The sequence below is a fragment of the Vibrio sp. V04_P4A5T148 genome, from assembly GCF_963875605.1.
Taxonomy (GTDB): Bacteria; Pseudomonadota; Gammaproteobacteria; order Enterobacterales; family Vibrionaceae; genus Vibrio; species Vibrio anguillarum.
The window spans coordinates 29,131-51,236 of the sequence record NZ_CAWNMS010000019.1; the positions used below are offsets into that span (position 1 = coordinate 29,131).

Consider the following 22,106-nt stretch of genomic DNA (forward strand, 5'->3'; position numbering starts at 1 on the left):
TTGTTAGTATATGTGGTTTGCATTTCGCATACTAATTCCTTCACCAGATATGAAGTTGGATACCGTCTATGGATCAAAATCCGCAGTCACAGCTAAAACTACTTGTCATTAAAGGCAAAGAGCAAGGCTATCTGACCTACGCCGAAGTAAATGACCACCTACCAGCAGAAATCGTAGATTCCGAGCAGGTAGAAGATATCATTCAGATGATCAATGACATGGGCATTAAGGTGGTAGAAACTGCCCCTGATGCCGATGATCTTGCTCTAAATGATGACAACGCAATCACCGATGAGGATGCTGCCGAAGCTGCAGCCGCTGCATTATCCAGTGTAGAAAGCGAAATTGGTCGTACTACCGACCCTGTGCGCATGTATATGCGCGAAATGGGTACCGTAGAACTGCTGACTCGCGAAGGTGAAATTGATATCGCTAAGCGTATTGAAGATGGTATTAACCAAGTTCAACGCGCAGTGGCTGAATATCCAGGCACCATTCCATACATCTTAGAGCAATTTGACAAAGTTCTTGCTGAAGAACTTCGTTTAACAGACCTGATCTCAGGTTTTGTTGATCCTGACTCAGATGCAACGAACGCCCCAACAGCGACCCATATCGGTTCAGAGCTTGCTAGCGCTGACCTTGCTGATGAAGACGACCTCGATGATGACGACGATGACGACAGCGAAGATACTGACTCTGAAGAAGATGCAGGAATCGACCCTGAGCTTGCGCTAGAAAAATTCACCGAACTACGCAACAAGTATCAAAATCTTCAACTCGCGAAAAATGAGCATGGCTATGACAGCAATAAAGCCGCCCAAGCCACCGAGTTGATGTTGGATATTTTCCGTGAATTCCGACTCACGCCAAAGCAATTTGACTACCTAGTCAACAAGCTTCGCACCTCTATGGATCGTGTTCGTACTCAAGAACGTCTGATCATGAGAGCTGCGGTCGAATACGGTAAAATGCCTAAAAAATCATTCATTGCCTTATTCACTGGCAATGAATCAAGCGATGCATGGTTAGATGAAGTACTCGCTTCAGAAAAACCTTATGCAGAAAAAATCAGACAGCAAGAAGAAGACATTCGTCGTTCAATTCATAAATTGAAAATGATCGAAGAAGAAACGTCTTTGAATGTACAAAACATTAAAGACATCAGCCGTCGCATGTCTATCGGTGAAGCGAAAGCTCGTCGAGCGAAAAAAGAGATGGTTGAAGCAAACTTGCGTCTGGTTATTTCTATCGCGAAGAAATACACCAACCGTGGCCTGCAGTTCTTGGATCTTATCCAAGAAGGTAATATCGGCCTGATGAAAGCGGTAGATAAGTTTGAATACCGCCGTGGTTATAAGTTCTCAACTTACGCCACTTGGTGGATTCGCCAAGCTATCACACGTTCAATTGCAGACCAAGCACGTACTATTCGTATTCCAGTGCACATGATCGAAACGATCAACAAACTGAATCGAATCTCACGTCAGATGCTGCAAGAGATGGGCCGTGAGCCTCTGCCAGAAGAATTGGCAGAACGCATGCAAATGCCAGAAGATAAAATTCGTAAAGTACTGAAAATTGCTAAAGAGCCAATCTCTATGGAGACACCTATCGGTGACGACGAAGATTCGCATCTTGGTGACTTTATCGAGGATACAACCCTTGAACTACCACTTGATTCTGCTACGGCCACCAGCCTAAGAGCAGCGACTCGTGACGTTCTTGCTGGCCTAACCCCTCGTGAAGCGAAAGTACTGCGTATGCGTTTCGGTATTGATATGAATACAGACCATACGCTAGAAGAAGTTGGTAAGCAGTTTGACGTAACGCGTGAGCGTATCCGCCAAATTGAAGCGAAAGCACTGCGTAAACTGCGTCACCCAAGCCGCTCTGAAACATTGCGCAGCTTCCTAGACGAGTAATCGCAACCTATCCAATCTAAAAGGTGAGCACAAGCTCACCTTTTTTGTATCTCATGGTTTAAGTGGATAAAAACTAAGCGCATTTACCCTATTTTGCGGGTAGACACTCATAACTCCATCCCCTATAATCACACACCTAATTTGGCCCCTTAGCTCAGTGGTTAGAGCAGTCGACTCATAATCGATTGGTCCCCAGTTCAAGTCTGGGAGGGGCCACCACTTTCTCTACGATAACATCCATCAAAACCTACAAAGCCAATTAAATCAATACGTACCAAATTATTCAGCATTCATAGTCTCTTGTGACATCAATGGTTTAATGTACCATCGAATGTACTAACGGCTAAATATCGACTGTTCTGGTGGTACATCATGGCGAAAAGAATAGCCCCTTAGCTAACACTCAAGCCAAACAAGCTAAAGAATCTAGAGTCCATCCTATCCAACATGGGGTGAGCGCCTATAGGATTATTGGCTTGTGACTAAATCGAATAATCGAAAACGATGATCTCTTCGAGCAAAGGACGAAAGACATCCTTTAGCACGTTATGCTCTGGATGAGGTAGGTAATTTTGGCGTGCTTGCTCATCGGTAAATGTCATTAAAACGCTGTGGGTATAACCTTGGTTTTTACCTTCTGGGCTGTCGTTCACGCCCCACTCAACAGCGGAGACCCCCTCAATTTTCTCTGGCATGGCTTCAAACAGCGACTTGAGCTGTTGGATGTCGGCAGGCTGAGTTTGTGGTTTGAATTTGATTAATAAGATATGGCGGATCATTGTTCGCTCCGTTTCTGGCCGTAGAATTTCTTTTCATAAAGAGGGATAACGCTGGCTCACTGGTGCTAAAGCTGCTGTGCTTAAAACAATAAAGCGGCACTCAAGATTTGAAGCGCCGCTTTATTGATTAAATGGGCTACAACCCTAACCAATATTGACCGATGAACCACCAATAATTACGCCACCACAGTCAACGGCATCGCCTACTCGCGCGGCGGGCTTGCCATCAATCATAACGCTACCCGAGCCGCCTTTAATTGCACGTGGATGGCTTGGGTTTTTCGGTTTGTCATGAGGCTCTAGCGGGTCGCCCTGCCTTGCCACCGCTTTGCCATCAATTTTTACCGTCGGTGACCCAGCGGTGATCGGCGTCGGAGGAAAACCATCATGATCGGATCCGATATCTCCTACTAATGCACCATTTGCCATTGATTTGCTCCTTATCAGATTCGTTGATTAAGCTTGTTGCGATGTTGCTTTTACTTTAGGGGTTTAGGTAGTTTATGCTTTTGCCGTGTAGGCTATGAATTTGCCATTAACTTCGATGAATTGCGCAACACAGAAAGGCGACGTATTCATCAAAACCACAGTAAGACCAATAGCGCACCACCATAAGTACAGACGAATTAGAACAAATCAATCGAGGTTTCATCCAAAAATAGATTAGGCTTAATGTCTTTTACAAATTCAGCTACTTGTTTATCCATTTCAGCCTGTTCTTGCTCAGTAACGAGAATTTCAAACACAGGTTCACCATTTTCATCAGCTAAAGGAATCCCATCTTTATCATGTACAGGCTCCTGAGTAATTAAACGCGCTAATTTTTCTTCGCCACCTAATGCTCCTGTTAACCGGTTGTAGAAATAGGCCTTTTTAGGGTCTGGTTGAAGAATGACATTACCATCACGGTCTTTTTCACCTACTCGATAGGCAAGGTATAGCGTTCTCGCCGCTTCCGCATAACCTAATTCGATCGCTTTATTAATCCATTTCATAGCTTCATCATAACCAATGGTATTGATCCGATAATAAAGTGTTTCCATTGCCGGTGCATAGCCTTGATTGGCGGCTAACTTGAGGTATTTAATTTCATCCTCGACAGATATATTACTAAATCGACTCACATAAAGAACGGCATTTAAACTACCGAGCTCAAAAGCTTCGATATATTTTTTATCAATAAGATAACGCCCTAAAAATGGAATATAATTGCGCCATTGGTTTGTAAAAAACTGTAGTTGCAATAGCGCCTTCCCATTTCCTTTTTCAACTTCTTTCTTCCAGCCCTTTATCGCCAAGTCGTACCATTTTTTATCACAAGGCCACCCCAAATAACCACAAGGATGGTTAACGTAATACTCATACTCAGATAACACCCCCATTGCCCATGGGTCGCCCATCTCTGCCGCTTTTAAAAAAGTATCTCCAGCCTCAAAGTGCTGGCGATTTTTGTACTGGGTAACGCCCAACCAAAACGTCGCATAAGCACTGCCAGAATCCGATTGCTGCTGAAAAATTTGCTGCGCTTGTTGATACTCTTTTTGATTAAACAAGCGAATGCCCTGTTCAACAGATTCCATCGCCCAAACGGCGCTATGTAATAGAATCAGGCAGATAAAGATAATTTTTTTCATGTTTATTTCTCTGGTAACCAGTTAACAAGTCGATAGCCCTTGGTTTTTAGGTATTCAAGCTGCGCCTTATCACTAGCAGGCAGTGCGGTATAGTCGGTACTTAAACGAGCACGGCGTGCTGAGCTCAGGGTGTTTTTTACTAGAATCTTACTATCTTTAGTCAGCCAATTAATATTTCTACGGAAGTCATTATACTGATCCCCAAGGTCTCTCATATATTTACCTTTATCTTGATCATTTGGATTCTCATACGGTTGAGAAAAACCTTTGCTAAAGAAATCGCGTAAACTTAATACATTTTTTGCATAACGCGGCCACTGCTCCGCTTTATCTAATTGAGTAGGATCTGCTAGCCCCATGCGCTGCAGCGCATTTTCAAAACGGCGCATACCACTTTGATTAGCCTTTTCTCCCCCTAACCAGAGTAATATTTGGTTGATCGCCTTACGCTGATTTTCATTACGAGTAGCCGCTCTCAGTCTCGATGCATCTCCCCAAAAAGGAATATCATTGTAATGGACCAGTACCGACAATAGCTTAGCTAACGTTTCAGCGGGCATATTGGCGATCCATTGTTGGTTTTCTCGCTGATGCTCCTTCGAAAGTAAAAAGTTCGCCACAAAATAAGCATTATCTTTATCACTGGCTTGCTTTTCCATATTGCTGATGATGTTAAAAGGTAACATCATCACTTGCCCAACCGTAAGACCAAAAGCTGCCGCCACGGTCAATATTGTGTTAAACGCAGCAAAGGTATTCACCTCTCCTGATTCATCAAAAAATTCAAAACGTTGGAAGCCCGAATTTTGCATCACCGCGAGTAAAGCGGCGAAAAAATCGTTCGCAGCCGCTGGGTTAAGTTCGGTGGCAAACTTACCCCCAATTCCCAGCCCGGTACTGGCACCCAGCGCCGTGATAAAAATAAAGCGGCCATTTTGAAAAGTGCATTGCAACACACCATCATAGCCAATGCCTAGGCTCATTTTAAAATCTTGGCTGACTTTAAACAGGTTTTGCGGTGGCGATTTTTGATCTTTTGTCCAATCGTATTTGCAGCTCAGCATACCGCCCGCTTCAAGCCCAGCAAAAGCAGAGGCTTCCGCTTTAATACCAGCTCCAATCGCATTGTCATTGCTGCCGCGTGTACCCAATGATGATACAGCGTAAGAGCTGTAATCCGCTCTATTCGGTACCGTCCCCTTGATGCCAAGCGGCTTGACTTGTTGGGCTCCAAATCCTGCACGAGCTTCTTCGATATTGCCAATATTCAGCTCCGTCCCCAACTTAAGGCTGGCTCCTAATACGCCATAGACTTTGCCCTCAATCACTAAGACGGCCGTGCCTATGTTTTTGATTCGACGTTCGTTACTCTCTCTGACACGATACGGAATATCTAATGGTAAGGATCCCGAATTAGGGAATCGTATCGTGAAGCAGCGCTCAGCACTGGCTAATGAAAAACCAGCATTCAGATCGATTTTCACTAGCGTAGAGGAATCGGCTTTGATCAGTTCATGATCAACTTTTGCCTCAGCGCTGTAAACATAACGGGCAAACTGTACACCACCGCTGGTTTCGTAAGCAGTATTAATGCCAAACATTTCATTTTCAAAACGTTTTGTTTGCCAAGGAAACACAATGTCTTCAACGTTAGCCCAAGTTGCGGTTTGCTCAAACTTCAGACTTTTCAATACCGATTCACTGCCCAGTGCCTTTTTGAGTCCTGCCGTGATTTTGCCTTTCTCCCGTGCAGCTAATGTCGCTAGGTTTAACGAAATCACCGAAGTACATTTTTTATTTTCAGCCACATTGGAAGAAAGCACTGGGCTATCAGACAATATATAAAGCGCGGTCTTTGGATCGGAAGAGAGGGCACATTCCACTACGGTTCGCTGATTAATACCACTATTGGCAAAAATCTGGTTATTGAGGTTTTGAGGTTGCCAGTGAGTTTCGCGGACCAATACCGTACGGGATGAATCATCCATAACAGGAACATCGCCGATAAAGGTAATGTCTCTTTTCAAGTAATCCCAGCGGGGGGCTTTGACCTTTGCTAAGAGACTTTCACGACGTTGCTGCGCCGCTTCCGCGTAGCGCAATAAACTTTTAACATATTGAGCGTACTGCGCATTCTCCCCCAACCGCTCAGCAAAATTTTCTACTCGCAGCGCGACCTCTTGCAGTAAAAGCAAGTTCAGTACATAAACGCAATAATATCCCATTGCACTATCAATGGGCGTCTGCCGCTCAATGCTATTCAACAGCTTTTGTAAATCAGCAATACTGGCGCGCTGCTCTTTAATCGCAATCCTTACTTGCTCTACCTGCTCCCAGCCTTTAAAGAGTTCATCTTCCGTTAAGCACTGCTCTTTAAGTACCGTTCCGGTCTGATTAAGCTGGTATACCGCAGCATAAAAATCACGATTCTGCAGTCGGTTATCACTCTTAGTACTAGTGAAAAAGGCGCTAGGGTTCCAATAGTCTCTTTGACTCATTAGACGATTTAAAACCGTATGCGCAGTGCCTTGCCAATACTGATAACTTTCATACGCGGTTTTTAATGAGGGTATCGCGGTAGAAATGGTTAAATCTGCACTGTCGATATCGTCACATAACCCAAGCTTTTTACGTTCTTTTTTGATGGTTTCTAATGCTTTATAAATTTCAAGATCAACGTTTGAGGTGTAATAGGCATGCTTATCAGAAAATTGGTAATGTTTACCTTGCTCCTCAAGGCTCGTTTTGGCAGCAAAATCCATCGCCTCTTTTTCAAAGCGTTGAATGCTTTTTTCGAGCTGCTTTATCAGAGACTTCTGTAATTTTTTGAGTTGTGCAACTCGGTGATTCTCAGCTCCGGCAATCGCATCTTTAGTTAACATTATTTCTCCCATCATTCCTCCGATGGGAAGCCAGTTTGAACCTTGGGAACGTTGTTCAATATCACGTAATGCGTCTTCATATCGTTCTTCAATTTTTTGCTGACGTGAATTGATACTACTGAGCCCTATACGCTCATTGTCTAAAGGAAATTGCAGGACATCGTTTTGGTAACAGTAGGATAAGGCCATGTGTTCCAACAGCGCTTCTCGGTAATCCTTGGCTTTTTGCTCATCAATATGCTTTAAAAACGCTTCATGGGCGATGCTATTGAATTGATCCATCACCCCCAGTTTAGTGAGCTGTTTAAGAACGGTTTCTTTATCCCCTTGCAAAGCGGCCTTACAACGCTGGTTATCTTCAAGCACATATTTTTTGGCCTCTTCGGTAAGTAATATCAGCATCTGCTTTCTGGTATTCGGATGCTCAGGAACATATAAAGCATCGACAAATTGCGGAACACTGCATTCAGAGAGAGTAAGCCGATCATTGGATAAGATTTGCTTAGCCTCTCGCTCACCACTAGCCAAATCGTAGACTTCCGGTAAAACCAAAGTATTACCGTTGTAAATGAGATCAATATCTTTGATCTGTTGGGCATTCAACCGCTGTAAAGTCTTGATATCGGTATTGTAACGTTTGGCTAATACAGAGAGCGTATCTCCGGGTTGAATTATATGGGAGCTCATTGCAATAATTCCTCAATAAGTGCGCTAGGAAGTGAAAGCGGAGTTTGCTGGCTATTGAAACGGGTATGTTGAACGTTCTCCATCCCGTACTCCTGAGAAATAAGCGGTGATAAATAAGCCGAACGAGCAGCGCCTAAAACAGCATTAGTGACCGCCTCATCACCATATTTTACGATAACTGATAGAGTGTAAGGAGAATAAAAGCGCAGCAGAAATAAACGCCCATCCGCGCTTAGCGCGGTAATGTTATTCTGCAATGAGGTGACAATATCGTTGAGCTCTTGGTTATCAGAATATACGAATATCACGGCGCTCGTTGCCCAAGTTTGGTCATTTTCCCACAACTGCCACAAAGGATCATCTGGTGTCACTTTGACCCAGATGGGGCTGTTTTCCAATTGTGGTTGCCACTCCGTTCCCAAATAAAGAGGCCCCCACTCGTTATTGTCTTGTGTACAAATTTGTTTGGCATCGGTCACTCTAAGTGCATCAACCACAAGCAAATATTGGTTATCATCGCTCTTCATCAGACACACTCACAATTAGGTTTTGGACAACTGCCATCAGCCTTCTTTTGACATAGCTCTGTGATGGGTAAATCTAATGTAGCCAACGCTGGTAATAGGCTGGTCATTGATGCAGAAATTGGAGCAAGCAATATTTCATCCGGCGCACTTGGCGCTGCCAACCCCATAGGCAACGCCGCTACAACACCGCCATAACCCGAGCCACTGCCTGCGCTGCCGCCGGAGTTAAGGTTGATCGCAGGCCCGACTAGGTGCACGCCGCCGCCATCCACTTTGATAAAACTGCCCGCAGCTTTGATGGTGATCTCATTACCCGCATCTAACACCAACTTATTGCCTGCTTTAAGGTGCACTTCATTACCTGAGTCAAAAACCGTTTTTTCACCGATTTTTTGGTGCAGTGAACCACCCACATCAAGGCTACGATCTAACGCTATTTTCTGACGGCTTTCGCCCTCGACCGTTAGGTGTTGGTTATTTTTAATGTGGCTGAACTGGTCGTTATCCACTGTCAGGTGTTTATCGTGTTTGATGTGTGTGGTGGCATCATTAAGCACTAGCGCTTCATAGTCTTTTTGCGCGTGCAGGTAGATTTTCTCTTGCCCTGCTTGATCTTCAAAACTCAGCTCATTAAAGCCTTCACCTTGATGCGTTTCACTGCGCAGTACGGTTTTGGTTTTGTTATCTGGCAGTGTGTAGGGCGCTTTATTGGTGGCGTGATAAGCGCGGCCCGTGACGATGGGTTGATCCGGATCGCCATTTAAAAAATCGACAATCACTTCATGGCCAATTCTTGGGATAGCCATCATGCCATATTGGCTGCCAGCCCAACCTTGCGACACCCTCACCCAACATGAACTGTGCTCATCGCCGTTGGAATATCTGTCCCATGGGAAATGCAGTTTAACGCGGCCATACTCATCGCAGAAGATCTCTTCGCCATCGGGGCCAACCACATGGGCGATGCATGGGCCATCCACTTGCGGCTTCGTGTACGGTGTTGCGCGCCACGTTACATCGGCCGGGATCAAGGTAAATTGGTTACTGTAGGTTGTTGCACCGCTACCGCCAGACTCTTCTAATGCTTGCGGCTGCTGGCCTTGATGGTTTACTTGCACCACAACCCAATCTCGGTTCGCGCTGTCGTCTAAATGCTCGACCAAATCAAACAGGGTTCCGGCTTGCAAACGCGCTTCATTGCTTTGACCTTGTGCAGTACGCGCCTGCCTTCTTAGGTACTCTAAACGAATTTGGTTAAACGCTTTACCGCTCTCATCGTCTTTAAATCGACCCGGGAAATCAAAATGTTCATAGTGGGTCTGCTGGTAATCCATCGCGGTGCCGAGTGCACTTTGCTTAAAACCGTAAGTCGGTTTTTTAAAGCTGTAATCCGCCAATTGGCTTTCCGCCACTTGCGATTGCGTATGACTGATTAAGTTGGAAATGTAAGGCGTGTCAGCGATACCACCGGACAGCACATTGTAAGGGATCGGTGTATCGAGCTTCGTTAAGCTTTGGCTATCATCACTGAAAAAGAGTATGTGTTTACCTTCTTCATGCAGGAGGTGATAGACCAAGCCCTCTTCGGCGGCTAAGCGGTGTAAAAAGTGGATATCGGTTTCACGGTACTGTACGCAGAATTCGCGCTGAAGACATTCTCGTTTAAGTGCGAAGGCATAGTCGTCAATGCCCATCTCTTGCAGCACAATGGAAAGAATTTCAGGTACGGTTTTAAGCTGGAAGATGCGGCTATTTTGGCGCAGCGACAAGCGCTCTAATGCAGGCACTAAAGTGAGTGAGTAAAAGGTGTGATGATGACCAATATCGCCTTTACTAAACTGGCGTACGATGCCATGCACGCGCTGCACCACCCCGCCATTACGAAAAACCGTTAGCTGAGCCGTTTTGTCGACGACATCGATTGCACTCAAAGTTGATTGACGGCTTGCTAGCTCAATGTGGTAACGAAACCCATAACAAGGCTCGCCATTGGCCAGCACACTCTCCGATAAGGATTCTTGTCCTTGGTATTCTCGCACCACAAATGCATCGTCGGCGAGCCCGTCAACCTTTAACGTAAAATTCAGCGTGGCCATCTTCCATCCTCTTTACACTAGAAACAGCAAAGCCTTAAGCAAGTCACACTCATTGAATGCACTTTGCTTAAGGCTAAAAAAGGTAGCTGGCCTGATTGGCTTTGCTTACGCAACATCAGCCAGCCACCCAAATCAAAGCTTACGCTTCTACTGGTTTGCGCCAGTCATCTGAACCTGAAGTACCCGCGTTCACGTGATCCCACAGGATTTTACGGTAAGACATAGAAACCGTAACGTTTTGCGTGAAGTCGCCATTCGCAGGATCTTGGCAGTGTGGCATTTCGCAATGAATATCGACGATAGACGCGCTTTCAAGTTTAGTGGTGAAGAAGTTCTCTTGTTTACCTTCGATAGAAGTGCGGTACCATTTTAACTCAACCGATTTCATCTTCTCGCCAGACGCCAACGCGTTATAAAGAAGAGGAACCGCTTTATTTAGCGCAACGGTGAATTTGAATGGTTTGTGAACACGTTGACCAGAAGGCTGACCTGATTGTGGGTCAGTCGGTACTGTCACAACGTGGTCAAACATTTGAACCAACATTTGATCTTCATGACCTTCAACGAAAGCATCGCCGATAGAGTCAGTAGAAAGAGCGCCTGCAGTGATGAGACCCTGAGTTTCGCCTTCGATAGAGATATAACATGGAGTTGGCATGACTTAATCCTTATTCAGTAAGAAAAAGCGATGGAAATTGCATCGCGTTATGTAATGTTTCTTAAAGCAAAGGGGATGCCAAAACAAAAATAGTTAAATTTCAATAAATTAGATTATAAGCTTTCATTTTCGAGCAAGAACTTGCTCGTCCGGGTAGAAACTTGCTCGTATCAAGCAAGTTTTCGCTGCGATTTCGCAATACGTCACTCTGTATTGCTTTTCCTAATCTAGCCACAATCTGCGGTAGATAACCTTAGCCACCTCAACTAGAATGCGGATTGAACACATTTTTACTTTGGTTGTATGCTCAAACTATCCAACACTATTGAACTGGCAGACTGGGAAATCGAACTTACTGCGATTCGTGCAGCCGGAAATGGCGGGCAAAACGTCAATAAAGTCTCCAGTGCGATCCACTTACGTTTTGACATCAGACGCTCAACGTTACCGGACATCTACAAACAAAAATTACTCGAAAGACCAGATTCCAGAATGACCAAAGAGGGCGTTATTGTCCTCAAAGCGCAATCTCACCGCACCCAAGAGCTGAATAAAGAAGATGCACTCAAACGCCTCAAAGAAATTATTCTTTCTGCGATGGTGATAGAAAAACCGCGCCGGGCAACCAAACCGACAAAAAGCTCTCAACGTCGGCGAGTTGACGAGAAAAAACGGATAGCGGCCAATAAATCATTGCGCGGTAAAGTCTCTTTTTAAATGAATGGATTGGCAGCAAGGCAAAATAAAGAAGAAAAGAAATAAGCAACCTCGCGCTAAAAACAGCAACGGGAGCACGAAGCTCCCGTCTATTCCAGATCAGCAAAACAAAGGTTCAATTGACATTTTTATATTTTTTACAGCCATTACAAGCTAACACCAAAAATGTCGCATCAACACAAATTTGCTTCATTTTGTGAGCAATAAATTATTTAGTTTTACTAAAAAATCATTGTTGCATCCAAGATTCTAATTTATCTCCAGTTTGAGACGGATTTCATTAAACTGTAAAAAAACAGCCATCAATTACTCACTTAATCGCAGCCAGATTGTCATCTTCCCTCTCTAGCATAAGCACAAAGCATAAAATGCGAGGTTGCTATGCTCACGATAAGCCCTTTTAAATTACCGAGAAAAACGCCGTTTGGACTAGGCGAACACTTCACTGAGTGGGCGACAGGCCTAACTCGTTTAGATAAGTTTTATGCACAACGCCCACCCCATTGCGATACCGCAACATTTTTGCGTTTTACGTTAGAGGTATTGGGTATTGACTACCAAGTGGTGAAAGGATCATTAGCTCAAGTTCCCACTCAAGGCGCGACAGTCGTTGTTGCAAATCACCCACTTGGTTGTGTGGAAGGCGTTATTCTGGCTGAGATGCTGCTTTCAATTCGCTCAGACGTGCAGATATTAGCCAGTCACTATTTAAAAACCGTACCAGAGTTAGATTCGCTGTTCATTGGTGTGGATGTTTTTGAAGACAAAGCCGCGCAAAAAGCGAATATGCAAGCCTTGAGAGCTGCCAATAAACACCTTGCTCAAGAAGGGCTGCTATTGATGTTTCCTGCGGGCGAAGTGTCACAATTGGTTGATAGTAAAACGCAGAAACTGGAAGACAAACAGTGGAGCCGTTCAGTCAGCCGACTGATACAAAAGCATCAAGCGACGGCGTTACCTGTGTTCATCAACGGGCAAAATTCGAAACGCTTTTACATGGCCGGAAAAATCCACCCGCTACTAAGAACGTTAATGTTGGGCCGTGAACTGCTCAATAAAAAGCATCAGCGTATCGAAATTGCTATCGGAGATGCGATCAATCATAAAGAAATCCAACATCTGTGTGATGAGACGCTGGTCAGCTATTTAAGGCTCAACACCTACCTTTTAAGTCACATCACCCCAACCAAGCGCAATAAAACCAATGATGAGCCGTTACAACCCATTGCACAGCGGCTCCCCCTAAGCGCTTTGTTACACGATATTGAGCAGCTTTCTTTTTCTGATCATCTATTAAGGCATAACGAATTCGATGTGTATTGTACCAGCGCAGAAAACATCCCCTCGTTACTGCACGAAATAGGACGAGTGCGAGAGCACAATTTCAGGCTAGTAGGTGAAGGCACCGGCACCGAGCTCGATATCGATCAATACGATCGCAACTATCTGCATCTATTCATTTGGGATCGCGAAGCGCAGAAATTGGTCGGAGCTTACCGTTTAGGCTTAGTCGACCGTATTGTGCCGATAAGCGGTATTGCAGGTTTGTACTCACGAACGCTGTTTCAGTATGACCACCGCTTTCTCAATACCATAGGTAATGCAATTGAAATGGGGCGTTCAGTCGTCGACATTGAGTATCAAAAAAGTATGGCTCCGCTATTGCTGCTTTGGAAGGGAATCGCAACCTATGTGCACCGAAACCCGCACTATACGCACCTATTTGGACCCGTAAGTATCAGCAATGATTACAGTGAAAGTGCGCGCCGTTTATTAGCCGACACAATGACGCAGCACTACTACAATAACCAACACGCCCATTTGGTTGAGGCAAGTAACCCACTCCCCAAGCAACAAGCTCCTTGGAATGCCAGTTTGCTGAGTGCATTGGCTGATTTACAGCTGCTTTCAAAAGTGATTGCCCGGTTGGATGAAGGGAAAAGTGTACCGGTACTACTGCGTCAATACCTCGGTTTAAATGGAAAGTTAGTCAGTTTTAACGTAGACCCTGATTTTAATGATTCGTTAGATGGCTTGATTGTGGTCGATTTACGCAACGTTCCGGTGCGCAGCTTAAGCCGCTACATGGGCACCAAAGAAGCATACGAATACCTCACCCATCACGCGCTTTAACCCTGTGGTTCGGGTTGTTTATACCTCCTCTTTTTAAGGGGAGGTATCCCTATAACACACTCCCCCAACCTAGCACTCCTTTTGAAGAAAACAGAGCTGAGTTTCGCATATTGGATAGCACTATCAGGGGCGCTTTCAAATTAAAAATGGCTTACTCCCAACGCTCACAAAACTAATTCCCTCCCCTAAAAGGGGGAGGAATAGAACCGTTATGAGTTTCTACTTTAGAAGCATTAAGTGGCAGAAGCGGGTTTGTGCCGAGTCGCTTGTTTACATCACCTCGGCCAAGTGTTTGAGCAAAGAAAAACGATGGGACTTAACCTTGGTGGAAAGTATTACTTAAATTATGATAAATAGTTCAAACTCTTAGCCAGCAAGGCCTAGAGCTACATTAATCAGTAGTCATATTTTTAGTCATAAAAAACACAAAAGCATGGTCGATTTGCAGGCAAATAAGTCATAATTTTGGCTGTTTTACCCTATGTTTTTAGTATCTCAAGTTAGCTAGAAACTAAATTCCTCAAGTTATTTGAAAGCTTTTCTATAACCACTTCTCGAGAACCCCCCCAATCATTCGACAAATACTCGATTACACTTTTAACATTCGAAGGGAATAGGATGCTCCCATCAACTTTTGCAAATGGGCCGTCCGTTTCTAACAGAACCCTATCAGTTGGCAACCAATGAATCACTTTCCTTGCTCTAGCTGAAGTTAACATGGCAGGCCCGATTGAAAAGTAACAACCAAGGTCGATTGCTTTTGATACCTGTTTCTTTGTCGCTAAAAACCAGTGAAGGATGGGGGTGCCAGCTTTTGGGTGCTCATTTAAACACCCCAAAACCATATCGACTGCATTTAGGCTATGAATAGTTAATATCTTGTCGTTGTAAGATTCACACTTTTTAAGGATGTGGTTAAAGACATATAACTGATCATCAATATGTTCTTTAAACCCTTTTGAACCATCAAGACCAATCTCACCAATATACCGAGTTTCCCCGATCAACTTATCAAACAGAGCAAGCTCATTTTTCCGGTGGTGAGCTAACTGTGGGTGCAACCCTAAGGCTGTTCTGCAGTGCCTTATTCCACGAGTTAGATTACAAGTACCTTCGAATGCCGAAGGTACTGTAGTAACTGATAAGACATAGGCCCCAGTATTAACGATGTCTTTTAGGATTAAGTCATGATCGGGGTAAAGATCGACATGACAATGCATATCCATCATTAGACTTTATTCGCCTTGAGAAACGTTTCTACTTCTTTCAATCCTCGTTTAATTGTAGATTCCAGTTTTCTTCTCGTGGCTTGATCATCAGGTAATGAACCATTTTGCCTTATCCAGCCCTTGTAGTCTTTGGTTTCCTCCAGCCTGATAATCGCAGTCTGCACCGCGTGCAGATCATCCCTAGTATCTTTCTCTTTATGGACAAATTTTAAGTTCTGGCTGACATATAGCGCATCTTTAGTGAACCCTGCATGATAAACCGAAGAGCGTCTGATTAAGCAAGGAACACAGTGACCGCATTGCATATGCTTGCGGTGCCAATGACTACAGGACACGCTTAATGGTATTGCTTTGGCAACTGCCGCTTGATCAACACATTCCGCTAACATTTCACCTTTCGTTTTGAATTGGTATGGGTTAATAAATTTTACGTGGAAGCCTGCGTCTTTTAAGAGCTCTTCAAGACGGTTTAAAAAATACGGGTGGGTAGTTCGAGTGCTGTGACTTCCGATTCTTCGTCTTGTAAGCGGGGGATTGATAGAGATATATCCATTCTCTGGCACAATAATTGTTGAAATACTGTCATCATCATTAACGTTTCTTAGAGCTGATATACCCAGAACAGCCATAGCTAAAAAATTGAAACTTCTTCCACGCATCGTGACATCAGTTTTACCTTTTAGGCGTGGCATTAAACTAGGAGAAATACTATAAGAAAGCTCACCATACTTCGATTTTAGAAGTTTCTTAATATTTTTTTGCTTAACACCATCGCCACGGTACGCATGGCTTAGCAACAATGGTTTATATTTAGATTGACCGTTTAATATATCTATTGCTCCAACCGCACTATCTAATCCACCAGAGAAGAGACAGACTGAGTTTAGCCCTTTAAGGCTATTCAGCTTAGCTTTGGATTTATTGCTAACAATAGGTTTTGGCATTTGAAGCAATGTTTTAGAAAACGTAAACTTCCACTGATCGCCTGTTAAGAAGTTCAAAATGGAACTCAAACGATCCGATAACATGTTCCACAAGTTATCGTCGGTGACCGGAATATGAAGGTGCATTACCCTTGACCACGCATCAGCTGCATTGCCTCTACGTTCAAAAGTCTCTGCAGCCGTAACCGCGCTGGCTATCGTTATCAAATCTATAGCGTCTGCATCTACACTAATACCAAGTTCACGTACTCGTTTTAGTAAACTACCAGAAGCCCTACTATGCTTAGAGCTATCATGTGGGTGCGTATTAAAAAGCTGAACTGGGTGACAAGTTTCTGAGTAATCAGGAAGCTGAGATGGGTCATTGTTAAAATAGAAATTAACCATTGAACGTCTCCCATTCATCTACAGTCTGTGATATCGCATCAATTTGTATCTTAGTGATATTGTCTTGCGATATATTCCCTCCATTGGCACTCGTCACTTTTTCTACTTTAGATTGAGTTATCACTTTTATTAGGTCCCTTAATTCTTCTTCCATTCTGTGATGTTTACTTGGGTGTTCAGCATGAAACCAAGCCTTACCCATGCCATTTACTACATCTTGAAAAATAAGATCAGTTAAGTAGCACGAGATAGCTTCTTGAACGACTTCATCCGTAAACATGGACTCATCAAATGTGTCTTCTTCGGGTAAGACTTCTGCTAATGCGAAATCTAGAGCCAATCGTACAGAGTTAGCATCACCATTTTCAGGCGTTAAATGCTCGCTGATACGGTCGATTGCTTGGTCGGTAGATAGCCCATTAAGATCGGAAAGAGAGAGAGTTCTATCATTAACTCTAACGCTATCACCTTGCATCATTCCTAATAAGCCGGAACCCGCTGTGATCCCGCTTGCTAATCGGCGACTTGTTCCTGAGCCTCCGCCGGAGCTTTTTGCATACTTCTTAAGAGAACCTCTTAAATTAGAGCTATTTCCACCTGGTTTTGCGTAATCTCCGAATGCTCTTCTTGCACCCGTCAGACGATTTGGTGATGGGATATTTGGAATAGGTCCCGGAATCTGTTCTTGCACCTGTCCATTATCGACTTCCTGCGATGGTTCATTGCTTTCCGGCGCTTGCTGGTCAGCTCCTCCGTCTTGACCACTTCCGTCACCAACTCCCACTTGCACTGGATTGCCTTGCTCTGCCCATGGGGGCAAAAGTGGACTCTTATTATTCGGCCCAGTACTTGATGCTGAAGTTCCCATTATTTAGTTCCCTCTAAATCTTTTATCATTGATGCTAACCATGGTTTTTTTGGAGCCTTCTTCACGAAGGCCAGGAAATTAGCCTTACATCTCTCATCTTGCATAGCAAGCTGTCTAGCTCCATATAACCCAGGTGTTTTTAACTTCCAATCTTCAACTTTGCGCAGTTCTTCGATGAGGCTATCCATCACTGAAATGTATTCTTCACTTGCTGTAAGCTCTATTAACTCAGCACTTGCTTTGCTAGAAGAAACTTTTTGTTTTAATAACCCTTCTAGCATCTTTTGTGCAGCGCCAGACATAACAGTATTAAATGAGCCCATCGGAATGTTTTGTCTGCTTAGATATGCTGCGGCAGTTAAATCAACACCTGTGAACTGAGGTTTTAATCGAGACCATTTCTGTAAAAAGCGTAAATCTTTCTTCCACTCATCAGGCAACTTATTTACGTCAAATTCGTTATCTGTATTTTCTAGTTCAGCTATTAGGGCTGGCTCACCATTCTCAGTATCGATAAGTTCATATAACCTATTCGTTGCTTGGATGCCCATGCAACGTTCAAAAATCACTAACTTAGTTATTGTTTTTTCATCGAGTTGCATACCTCTGCGAAGAGCTGTCTTTTTCCTCATCCTAACTTGATTCAGTAACCGCTTAACGATTCTAGGATTACCGTTAATATTTGCCGACTCCGCCAGTAATGAGGCCATTTGCTCTGCAATCTTGAACTCTTCTCTTAGTTCAGCAACATAATCAAGTTCACATCCTTCCAGCAAGTCATCCACAGAAACCTGCTCCTGCTTCCAAGAAAACTTAAGCGAATCTTCTAGCCCTTGTCTTAAACGGTCGAACTCTTTTTCAGGGATTTTTCTATCTTGTGCAATTAGCATCATCAGATATGCCCTAACCTCAGCAACGCCGGGTTTTGGAACATGCACAGGGATCTGTATAAGCTTATCTAAGTAGTCGGTTTGATGACGTGCTGATGCACCTTTATGAAAATGTGGAATTGCCAAGCGGATCATGTCTGGATCAGCCGCAACAACAAATGCCGTGTTAGGCATAAATAAGAACAGTCTAATCGCTTCTAGCGTGGATATTGTATTTTCAGGTAAACATCTGTCTAGGTTATCAACATAGACGATGACGGGCTTTTCGAAAGCCTCTAATAACGCCATGTACGATTTTCTGAACTCTCTAATCTCTTTTGGAGGTGAGAATTTCTTCTGGGCTTTGATAAGTCCTTTAGCTTTTTTACTTACTTTGCCAAGTTCTTCGGCATCTTTCTGGAGGTCTTTAAGATCTAAATCGTCATTTTCATCATCAGTGGCATCACTGGCCCATCCAAAAATATTTTGAATTGCGCCAAAAGTTGGCATTCCAGATATCGCGGCAGCGCCTTCAGCCATTAAGCCCATGAACCTTACTTTGTCGATTCGTTTTGCAAAATCGAGCGCCTTGGTCAGTAGCGCTTCATCATCTTTTGCAGTTTCAACGAGCTGTGCAGCTATAGTTTCTAATAATGCGGCTTTTGCATCGTCGTAACCCTGAAATGTCCATGCGTCAAATTGGATTTGGATATAGTCTTGTTCTTCCTGTTCTAACGCTTTAGCCGTTAACTCTAAAATTGTAGACTTACCCGCGCCCCAATCACCAAATACACCAACAGATATAGGCATTAACTCTTTCTCAGTAATAAGATCTTTTATTGATTCTGCAATCTCATTAAAGTTAAGAAAGTCAACTTTTGATTCTTTATCTGACCACATTTGCTGTCCTTGCTTTTTATCCTACTTATTTTGCTTTTAGCATGTATAAATTAGGACGGTTTTATTGTTATTTAATTTTTAGGAGGTTATTACTAAGTCACCCATCTTTGCGGATACAACTTGTAAGCTTAATTAGACAGCAGTATCAATGACCTGCTTACTGGCTCTAGCAATTACCCATTCCTCTAAACTATTGGATCAAAGTACACTACTTTGAACGTGACTATTAATCTTTTTGCGACATTATTCACAAGGTTATAGTGCCGAAAGTGCCCTAAATTCACTAACACGACCATCCCATCATAGTTACATTGCTTCTTGAAGAATAACGTCTCTCATTTGATTCTAATAACTTTGGGTTTGAAATCCTGTAGCAAACGAGCTTTGTCGTCGATATCCAGGAGGTTAAACATCGCCATCTGCTGCATGGTTTGTTCTGCGTATAGCTTATCTAGCTTTTCATTGGCCTCGTCAAGTGCTGAACGGTACTTCTCTTTCAGGGCCTTCTCTTTGGCTTTTTCTTCTCGTAGCCTTTCTAAGTCCGTTTTAACCGAGCGCTTCCTGATATCACGCTTAGCAATAGCAAGCTTTTGCTCTTCAATCGCATCCATCACTTCAGGATAGCGATAAGCGGAACCAAGGCTTAAGCCAGCCTCTTCTTGAACTGACTTTACGTTAATTTTGTACTTACCAGAGAGGCGCTCAGGCTTCTGATCAATAAGGCGCTGTAAAGCACCCAATAATTTTTTCCTGGTTACTTCAGGATTTCGAGTTTTGGTCATAAATCACACCTTTGAAGAAATGAGCCCGCAGCTCTCATTACCCTGTAATTGGTATCGTTCAAAATCCAGGCCCATGTCTGCCATGATCTTTTCTGCAGCTTGTATACGTACCGTATGGAAAGCGACAATATCCGGTGACAAAGCATTCTGAGTCTGCAAAGTTTCCAAAATTGTAACACTTTCCGCTCTGGCAGCCTGCGCATATGCCGAGCTTTCGACGATTGACCAGTCACAATCCGAACATTCGGATAGCTCGATACCAATCCTCATACTGCACATACGATTGATACAGTACATACCAGGCGCCAATGCGTGAATATGCTTTCTGCCCGACTTAATCTCTTTCTCAAAATATTCGGGCGATATATCTCTTCCGGAGAGACTCTCTGAAAACATGTTTTTCCCTTGGCCACCCCCCATCTTGATACCATTCATAGCCTTTTGCGTAAGGGCTGAATATAGCCGACCTTGTTGCCTAGCTTTTTCTTTTTCCAAGTCATGATGCATCTTACTGAAAGAGCTGGCATTTCGAGCATAATACATGGTCATGGCTATTGAGTAATGGCTAAATTGTTGTTTCAGCTGAGGGTAATCCGCCAGTTGCATCCCAACTAGGTAGTATGCCAAAGAGCGCCTGAGCTGATGTGGGGTAAGGTGCCATTTATCACCGATATTGAATGTTTTTTCAGGATCGCTACGCCGGAGCATTTCAAGGTCGTCTGAATTCAATTCAACAGAAAAACTATGCTCCTGATTGGAAAATAACCGCCTTAGGGATCTAAGAACATCTCCTGAACTGTGGACACTTCGAGGCTTCCTGAAGTGAGTTAAACCATTCAACAACCAGACTTTACTGCCTTGATTCTCAAGCCAAGTACGAACCGGCCTATTAAGTACGTTCAGAAGGTCATACGCAAGATGCCCATTGCGCGTCGTTACATACACATCATTTTGTCCTTGATAACCTGGTGTGATTTTCTGCTGCTTAGTATGAAAAAGATGTATAGGCAGACCATCCAGTTCAATCGTCTGTGCGCCAAACTCTGGGGTGATTTGTAGTAATTCATTACTTCGCATACCGCTCAGACAAAGCACCAAATACCTACATTTACTATCAAGCTTCCTACAAAAATCCTTCACTTCATGATGAGAGCCAAACCGTATATTCCCAATTACTTCGGCAGGGAACGGTTCATAGAAATCAGTTCTAAGTGTTGGATTGCTTTTCTTCCATATGTCATCCCATAGTTCGTTTTTTCCATAGTCGACTAATGGAACCTTATGCCTTTTTAGCTCAGAAACGAATTCAAAATACTTTTTGTCAGCATTATTAAATAGTTGGCCAACACCACATTGTCCGTGGCGTAGCTTCTGGATCATCCTTCTGGCCTGAGATATTTCGTATTTTAAAGCAACTAGAACAACTTCCTCTAACTGCCTTTTATATTTGTGCCAGTACTGTATTTCTTCGGTGAAAGCGTTTAATGCTGACAGGTAAATTCTCAAAGGTATTACCGGGTGCTGTTCTTTCGCCGGCTGTTTTACATTGAGCTTTCGTAGCGTTAATCGCTCAGACAAATTAACATTGAAAGGTAAAAAATCGGCTAAATCGTTGAGGCTGTTAATCACGCCAATATCAAGTTCTCGGGGAATAAAAGCACCTGTTTTAATGAGGCTCTTCAACGTTTCAATCGTCAGGCCTTCAAACGAGGATGTACCCGATTCGTGTAATGAATAAGCAAGTTTTTTCAAACAATCAATCTTGGAGCGTACCGAATTGATGCGATAGGCATCACGTGAGTGGTATATATAAGCAAGTGCAACTGCTTTAAGTTCCTGGATAAGTCGAATGGGTACCGCACAATCTGGAAATCTAAAATTCACCAGCGTTAGTTCCGTCCCAACTTTGTGGGGTTCAAAGTCCCAAACATCATCGTCAAATAACGAAATAGACGTGCCGTCTAGTTCGAAGGATACGGCTTCCAGCCCTAAGTCTTTCCATAGTCCATGTCGCGCTAAATAACGCAATCGTTCCACAGATGCGTCAATCGTATTGGTGCTTGTTAATTGCTTACTTCCAATAATCATC

General features: G+C 43.6%; 16 protein-coding genes and 1 tRNA gene. 4 read left to right on the forward strand and 13 right to left on the reverse strand.

Going from position 1 to position 22,106, the window contains the following annotated elements; genetic code table 11:
- The first annotated feature begins 68 nt into the window (after positions 1-68).
- Together rpoD and AACT18_RS01825 are read left to right on the forward strand one after the other, a co-directional pair.
- Positions 69-1,925 carry an RNA polymerase sigma factor RpoD gene (gene rpoD / locus AACT18_RS01820; RefSeq protein WP_013857727.1) on the forward strand — a complete coding sequence of 619 codons (1,857 nt, stop codon included), beginning with the start codon at positions 69-71 and terminating at the stop codon, positions 1,923-1,925.
- A gap of 143 nt (positions 1,926-2,068) precedes the next feature.
- A tRNA-Ile gene (locus AACT18_RS01825) sits at positions 2,069-2,144 on the forward strand.
- Between the two features lie 263 nt (positions 2,145-2,407).
- Here AACT18_RS01825 and AACT18_RS01830 read toward each other — a convergent pair.
- The 7 genes from AACT18_RS01830 to AACT18_RS01860 all read right to left on the reverse strand — a co-directional run bounded on the left by AACT18_RS01830 (position 2,408) and on the right by AACT18_RS01860 (position 11,188).
- A complete protein-coding gene (locus tag AACT18_RS01830; protein WP_094125542.1) occupies positions 2,408-2,704 on the reverse strand; it encodes a Dabb family protein in 297 nt (98 codons plus the stop codon).
- Between the two features lie 144 nt (positions 2,705-2,848).
- Positions 2,849-3,133, reverse strand: a complete 285-nt coding sequence (locus tag AACT18_RS01835) for a type VI secretion system PAAR protein (protein ID WP_010318209.1) — start codon at positions 3,131-3,133, stop codon at positions 2,849-2,851.
- Positions 3,134-3,330: 197 nt separating this feature from the next.
- Entirely contained in the window at positions 3,331-4,338 is a 1,008-nt protein-coding gene (locus tag AACT18_RS01840; protein WP_094125543.1) for a sel1 repeat family protein, read from the reverse strand.
- Positions 4,339-4,340: 2 nt separating this feature from the next.
- Positions 4,341-7,907, reverse strand: coding sequence for a LysM peptidoglycan-binding domain-containing protein (locus tag AACT18_RS01845; protein WP_094125544.1), 3,567 nt, complete (start codon positions 7,905-7,907; stop codon positions 4,341-4,343).
- A complete protein-coding gene (locus AACT18_RS01850; protein ID WP_010318201.1) occupies positions 7,904-8,434 on the reverse strand; it encodes a DUF4123 domain-containing protein in 531 nt (176 codons plus the stop codon). The genes AACT18_RS01845 and AACT18_RS01850 overlap by 4 nt, the downstream gene beginning before the upstream one ends.
- Positions 8,434-10,530, reverse strand: a complete 2,097-nt coding sequence (locus AACT18_RS01855; protein ID WP_094125545.1) for a type VI secretion system Vgr family protein — start codon at positions 10,528-10,530, stop codon at positions 8,434-8,436. The genes AACT18_RS01850 and AACT18_RS01855 overlap by 1 nt, the downstream gene beginning before the upstream one ends.
- 139 nt (positions 10,531-10,669) lie before the next feature.
- Positions 10,670-11,188 carry an Hcp family type VI secretion system effector gene (locus AACT18_RS01860; protein WP_013857791.1) on the reverse strand — a complete coding sequence of 173 codons (519 nt, stop codon included), beginning with the start codon at positions 11,186-11,188 and terminating at the stop codon, positions 10,670-10,672.
- A gap of 303 nt (positions 11,189-11,491) precedes the next feature.
- Between AACT18_RS01860 and arfB the strand changes: the two genes are divergently transcribed.
- Together arfB and AACT18_RS01870 are read left to right on the forward strand one after the other, a co-directional pair.
- Positions 11,492-11,905 (forward strand): alternative ribosome rescue aminoacyl-tRNA hydrolase ArfB, encoded by a 414-nt coding sequence (gene arfB / locus AACT18_RS01865; RefSeq protein ID WP_017043428.1) that lies wholly within the window; start codon positions 11,492-11,494, stop codon positions 11,903-11,905.
- Between the two features lie 381 nt (positions 11,906-12,286).
- A complete protein-coding gene (locus AACT18_RS01870) occupies positions 12,287-14,038 on the forward strand; it encodes a lysophospholipid acyltransferase family protein (RefSeq protein ID WP_094125546.1) in 1,752 nt (583 codons plus the stop codon).
- 500 nt (positions 14,039-14,538) lie between these two features.
- Here the strand turns inward: AACT18_RS01870 and qatD are convergent, their stop codons facing one another.
- The 6 genes from qatD to AACT18_RS01900 all read right to left on the reverse strand — a co-directional run bounded on the left by qatD (position 14,539) and on the right by AACT18_RS01900 (position 22,105).
- On the reverse strand, positions 14,539-15,267 hold the full coding sequence (qatD, locus tag AACT18_RS01875; RefSeq protein WP_094125547.1) for a Qat anti-phage system TatD family nuclease QatD: 729 nt from the start codon (positions 15,265-15,267) through the stop codon (positions 14,539-14,541).
- Positions 15,267-16,598 carry a Qat anti-phage system QueC-like protein QatC gene (qatC, locus tag AACT18_RS01880; RefSeq protein WP_094125548.1) on the reverse strand — a complete coding sequence of 444 codons (1,332 nt, stop codon included), beginning with the start codon at positions 16,596-16,598 and terminating at the stop codon, positions 15,267-15,269. Before qatC ends, qatD begins: the two co-directional genes overlap by 1 nt.
- Entirely contained in the window at positions 16,591-17,466 is an 876-nt protein-coding gene (locus tag AACT18_RS01885) for a hypothetical protein (RefSeq protein WP_094125549.1), read from the reverse strand. The genes qatC and AACT18_RS01885 overlap by 8 nt, the downstream gene beginning before the upstream one ends.
- Complete coding sequence (locus AACT18_RS01890) at positions 17,466-19,235, reverse strand: KAP family P-loop NTPase fold protein (RefSeq protein ID WP_094125550.1); 1,770 nt, start codon at positions 19,233-19,235, stop codon at positions 17,466-17,468. Before AACT18_RS01890 ends, AACT18_RS01885 begins: the two co-directional genes overlap by 1 nt.
- 335 nt (positions 19,236-19,570) lie before the next feature.
- Positions 19,571-20,017, reverse strand: coding sequence for a hypothetical protein (locus tag AACT18_RS01895; protein WP_094125551.1), 447 nt, complete (start codon positions 20,015-20,017; stop codon positions 19,571-19,573).
- 3 nt (positions 20,018-20,020) lie between these two features.
- A complete protein-coding gene (locus AACT18_RS01900; protein ID WP_094125552.1) occupies positions 20,021-22,105 on the reverse strand; it encodes a site-specific integrase in 2,085 nt (694 codons plus the stop codon).
- Position 22,106: the final 1 nt, after the last annotated feature.

What these genes read in the sequence shown, in the direction of transcription:
- rpoD (WP_013857727.1), top strand. Translation starts at nt 69, where the DNA reads ATGGATCAAAATCCGCAGTCACAGCTAAAACTACTTGTCATTAAAGGC.
- AACT18_RS01830 (WP_094125542.1), bottom strand. Translation starts at nt 2,704, where the DNA reads ATGATCCGCCATATCTTATTAATCAAATTCAAACCACAAACTCAGCCT.
- AACT18_RS01835 (WP_010318209.1), bottom strand. Translation starts at nt 3,133, where the DNA reads ATGGCAAATGGTGCATTAGTAGGAGATATCGGATCCGATCATGATGGT.
- AACT18_RS01840 (WP_094125543.1), bottom strand. Translation starts at nt 4,338, where the DNA reads ATGAAAAAAATTATCTTTATCTGCCTGATTCTATTACATAGCGCCGTT.
- AACT18_RS01845 (WP_094125544.1), bottom strand. Translation starts at nt 7,907, where the DNA reads ATGAGCTCCCATATAATTCAACCCGGAGATACGCTCTCTGTATTAGCC.
- AACT18_RS01850 (WP_010318201.1), bottom strand. Translation starts at nt 8,434, where the DNA reads ATGAAGAGCGATGATAACCAATATTTGCTTGTGGTTGATGCACTTAGA.
- AACT18_RS01855 (WP_094125545.1), bottom strand. Translation starts at nt 10,530, where the DNA reads ATGGCCACGCTGAATTTTACGTTAAAGGTTGACGGGCTCGCCGACGAT.
- AACT18_RS01860 (WP_013857791.1), bottom strand. Translation starts at nt 11,188, where the DNA reads ATGCCAACTCCATGTTATATCTCTATCGAAGGCGAAACTCAGGGTCTC.
- arfB (WP_017043428.1), top strand. Translation starts at nt 11,492, where the DNA reads ATGCTCAAACTATCCAACACTATTGAACTGGCAGACTGGGAAATCGAA.
- AACT18_RS01870 (WP_094125546.1), top strand. Translation starts at nt 12,287, where the DNA reads ATGCTCACGATAAGCCCTTTTAAATTACCGAGAAAAACGCCGTTTGGA.
- qatD (WP_094125547.1), bottom strand. Translation starts at nt 15,267, where the DNA reads ATGATGGATATGCATTGTCATGTCGATCTTTACCCCGATCATGACTTA.
- qatC (WP_094125548.1), bottom strand. Translation starts at nt 16,598, where the DNA reads ATGGTTAATTTCTATTTTAACAATGACCCATCTCAGCTTCCTGATTAC.
- AACT18_RS01885 (WP_094125549.1), bottom strand. Translation starts at nt 17,466, where the DNA reads ATGGGAACTTCAGCATCAAGTACTGGGCCGAATAATAAGAGTCCACTT.
- AACT18_RS01890 (WP_094125550.1), bottom strand. Translation starts at nt 19,235, where the DNA reads ATGTGGTCAGATAAAGAATCAAAAGTTGACTTTCTTAACTTTAATGAG.
- AACT18_RS01895 (WP_094125551.1), bottom strand. Translation starts at nt 20,017, where the DNA reads ATGACCAAAACTCGAAATCCTGAAGTAACCAGGAAAAAATTATTGGGT.
- AACT18_RS01900 (WP_094125552.1), bottom strand. Translation starts at nt 22,105, where the DNA reads ATGATTATTGGAAGTAAGCAATTAACAAGCACCAATACGATTGACGCA.